This is a genomic window from Leucobacter massiliensis, assembly GCF_002982315.1.
Lineage (GTDB): Bacteria > Actinomycetota > Actinomycetes > Actinomycetales > Microbacteriaceae > Leucobacter > Leucobacter massiliensis.
Genome location: NZ_MWZD01000005.1, coordinates 1 through 3,883, shown reverse-complemented (window position 1 = coordinate 3,883; position 3,883 = coordinate 1). Strand labels below are relative to the sequence as shown.

The following is a 3,883-nucleotide window of genomic DNA, read 5'->3' as shown; positions in this document are numbered from 1 at the left end:
CACACGCTGCCTATCGTCGGCAGCGTCGGATGTTGATAAGAGCCAGGACCACGGGCGCGTGATCCGACCATCGCTCCGCGTAGGAGGGCGCGCGATCCACGGCGTAGCGCTCCACTCGGTCGGCGAGGGCGGGCGTGACCACGTGGTAGTCGATCCGCCAGCCGGTGTCGTTGTCGAAGGCCTGGCCCCGGTTCGACCACCAGGTGTAGGGCCCGTCGACCTCGCCGGCGAAGCGGCGGCCGACATCGACCCAGCCGAGGCCGGGGCCCTCGCTGCCGTCGACGCCGGTCACGGTCTCGCCGAGCGGGCCGAAGTACCGGTCGAAGTAGGCGCGCTCGCGGGGCAGGAAACCGGCGCGCTTGACGTTGCCGCGCCAGTTCTTGATGTCGAGCTCGCGGTGGCCGACGTTGAAGTCGCCGACGATCGCCACGTGCTCGCGCTCCGCGGCGAGCTCGGACATGCGCTCGCCCATCGCGTCGAGGAACGCCCACTTCGCCTCCTGGCGGGGGGTGTCCACCTCGCCCGAGTGGGTGTAGTTGCTGACCACCGTCACCGGGACGTCGCCGAACTCGAAGTCGGCTTCGATCCAGCGGCCGGAGGACAGCGCCTCGGGGGCGGCGAGCCCCACGCGGTGCGCCGTCGCGGGCACCCGGCTCGCGATCGCCACCCCCGCGCGGCCTTTGACGTCGCAGGGGTCGTGCAGCAGATGCCATCCTGCGCTGCCGAGGTACTCCTCCAGGTGCTCGTCCTGGGCGCGCACCTCCTGCAGCGCGAGCACGTCGACGCCCCGCTGATCGAGCCAGGCGCCCATGCCCTTGCGGTAGGCGGCGCGGATGCCGTTGACGTTGACCGAGGCGAGGCGCAGAGTTTCAGCCATGCCCTCGATTCTAGGGCGTGCGGCAGCGGGCGGGCGCCGGAGGAGCCCAGGCGGCACGGGGATCGGGGCCGGCATCCGCGATCCGGATCCGGGATCCCGATCCGCTCAGAACACCATCGGCCGGTCGAACTCGTCCTCGAAGGTGCTGCCGAGCAGGGCGGGGTCGATGTCGCACACGACGGGCACGTGGTCGCTCGGCGCGTCACCCGTGCGCTCCTCGCGCGCGATGGAGGCGCCGGTGACCGCCTCGGCGAAGGCGCGCGAGCCCATGATGAAGTCGATCCGCATGCCCTGGTTCTTGGGAAAGCGCCCCGCCTTGTAGTCCCAGAAGGTGTAGCCCTCGGGCACGATCGGCCGCACCACGTCCTCGACGATGGGGGCGAAGGAGGCGAACATCGAGCGCTCCTCGGGGGAGACGTGCGTCGACTGGCCGACCACGAAGCCCGGGTCGCCCATATCGGCGTCGAGGGGGGCGATGTTCCAGTCGCCCATCAGCGCGAGCGGCAGATCCGGGTCCTCGGCGAGCCACGCCTCGGCGTCGCGCCGCAGCGCCTCCAGCCAGGCCAGCTTGTAGTCGAGGTGGGGGTCGCCGAGCGCGCGCCCGTTGGGCACGTACAGGCTCCACAGGCGCAGATCGCCGACGGTGACGCCGAGCGCGCGGGCCTCGAGCGGCAGGCCGTTCGCGCCCACGCCCTGCATCGCCTCCTGGCCCTTCACGGGCTTCCCGAAGCCCGGCATGCCCGCGAAGGAGCGGCTCACCTCGGTCATCTCGTGGCGGCTCGCGAAGGCCACGCCGTTCCACTGATTGAGCCCGTGGAGCTCGAGCCGGTACCCGGCGCGCTCGAAGGCCTCGGCCGGGAACTGCTCGGGACGGCACTTGATCTCCTGCATGGCCAGCACGTCGACGTCCTCCCGGACGAGCCAGTCGACGACGCGGCCGACTCGGGTGCGGATCGAGTTGACGTTCCAGGTGGCGATGCGCATGGCTCCAGCGTATCGCCAGGGCGCGGGGGCGCGGAGCGCGGGCCGGCGGCGGGCGCGAGCGCGGGCGGATCGGGGGCCGGAGCACCGCTCCAAGGGTGCGCACAGTCGTCTCGGGTAGATTGGGGCGCTATCGTGAGCCCGACCGTCGCGGCTCGTCATGACCCCCCGGGAAGCTGAATGGCCAAGAGACTCGCAGCAGGTGTGGACCGATCCACCTCGGTGCGCCACGGCAGGCTGCGTCGCTCGAACGCCTGGGCCAATGCGCTGCGCGTGCTGCTCACCACCGCGATCGTCGTTGTGCTCAGCGGCATCGCGACCGTGACCTACGCGGTGTGGGGGCTCGCTTCGAGCGCGAAGATCGTCGACCTCGACCCCGGCGCCGACGCGGTGGGCGCCGGCAGCCAGTCGCTCGACGGCCCGCTGACGATCCTGCTCGTCGGCTCCGACTCCCGCCAGGGGCAGAGCTACCAGGACGGCGAGGAGGGTGAGCTCAACGATGTGACGCTGATGCTGCACGTCTCCGCGGATCACAAGAACGCGACGGTGGTGAGCTTCCCCCGCGATCTGATGATCCCGATCCCGAGCTGCCCGGGTCCGGACGGCGAAGCCGACTACTACCCGGCGATGAGCGAGCAGCAGCTCAACAGCACGCTCTCCTACGGCGGGCTGCCCTGCACCGTGAAGACGATCGAGTCGCTCACCGGCATGGACATCCCCTACGCGGGGCTCATCACCTTCGACGGCGTCGTCGGGGTCTCGAACGCGCTCGGCGGCGTCGACGTGTGCCTCACGCAGCCGATCGTCGACCCCGCCACCGACCTCGACCTCCCGGCAGGCAATGTGACGCTGCAGGGCATGGATGCGCTGCAGTTCCTGCGCACCCGCCACGGCGTCGGCGACGGCGGGGACACGAGCCGGATCAGCAACCAGCAGGTCTACATGTCCGCGCTCGTGCGGCAGCTCAAGAGCGCCGAGACCCTCTCGGACCCGGTGAAGGTGTACAGCCTGGCGAAGGCCGGCGTCGACAACATGACGCTGTCGAGCAGCATGGCGAGCGTGCAGTTCATGCAGCAGGTCGCCGGCACGGTCAAGGACATCGACCTGGAACGCATCAACTTCGTGCAGTACCCCTCCTTCACGCACCCGTACCAGGAGGGGCGCCTGACCCCCAACTACACCGACGCCCAGGTGCTCTTCCAGGTGCTCGAGTCGGGCCAGGCCTTCAACGTGACCGGCACGGGCGAGGGCGTGGTGAAGGAGGGCGAGGAGGCGCCGGCCGATCCGAACGCCGAGCCCCCCGCCGATCCCAGCGCCCCGGCGGACCCGAACGCTCAGCCCGTCGACCCGAACACGGGCCAGCCGATCGACCCGAACACGGGCCAGCCGATCGACCCGAACACGGGCCAGCCCGTCGACCCGAACGCCGGCGGTGACGGTACCGCGGCCGTGCCGACGAACCCCGACGGCACGGTGCAGCTGCCCGAGGGCATCACGGGCACGAGCGCCGATCAGGTGACCTGCTCGGCCGGGCGGACGGTGCTCTGATCACCGGGACGCGCGCGCGATTTCCGGAGCGGCGTCTCGTCCCGCTAGAATGGATGACGTTGTTCGCGTATGGAGACGTGCCGGAGCGGCCGAACGGACTTCACTGCTAATGAAGGGTCGGGGTTAAACTCGACCGGGGGTTCAAATCCCCCCGTCTCCGCCAGAAGTAACAACGCGAGAAGCCCCCGACCCCCCTAGAAAACACCGGGGAGTCGGGGGCTTCGTCGTTCCTGCGAACCGGGGGCGCTGGAGCGCTTGCCCACATTTTGCCCACATTCTTCCCCGAGCCAACGCGTGCGAACGGCTCGCTGCCAGCTGTCGGCGGTAGGGCGTAGGGTTCCCGCATGCCGGGTTTCAGTCCTCGAGTCGGGTGGCGTGTAGCCGACGATGTTGCCTGCGCGCTTGCGCGGGCGGTCCTGGGCAGCCCGACCGCGACCGTGCGCTACATCGACGAGGTCTACGGACGAGAGCCGGGCA

Annotated in this window: 3 protein-coding genes and 1 tRNA gene; 2 read left to right on the top strand and 2 right to left on the bottom strand. The window is 70.3% G+C overall.

The genetic code is table 11. The features are described from left to right. Nucleotides 1–10 precede the first annotated feature (10 nt). Nucleotides 11–877 (bottom strand): exodeoxyribonuclease III, encoded by an 867-nt coding sequence (locus B4915_RS00090; RefSeq protein ID WP_105803858.1) that lies wholly within the window; start codon nucleotides 875–877, stop codon nucleotides 11–13. 105 nt (nucleotides 878–982) lie between these two features. Beyond that, nucleotides 983–1,861 (bottom strand): exodeoxyribonuclease III, encoded by an 879-nt coding sequence (locus tag B4915_RS00085; protein WP_105803857.1) that lies wholly within the window; start codon nucleotides 1,859–1,861, stop codon nucleotides 983–985. 177 nt (nucleotides 1,862–2,038) lie between these two features. Here B4915_RS00085 and B4915_RS00080 point away from each other — a divergent pair, with 177 nt between their 5' ends. Further along, nucleotides 2,039–3,406 carry an LCP family glycopolymer transferase gene (locus tag B4915_RS00080; protein ID WP_105803856.1) on the top strand — a complete coding sequence of 456 codons (1,368 nt, stop codon included), beginning with the start codon at nucleotides 2,039–2,041 and terminating at the stop codon, nucleotides 3,404–3,406. Nucleotides 3,407–3,477: 71 nt separating this feature from the next. Further along, nucleotides 3,478–3,569 (top strand) — tRNA-Ser (locus B4915_RS00075). Nucleotides 3,570–3,883 lie beyond the last annotated feature (314 nt).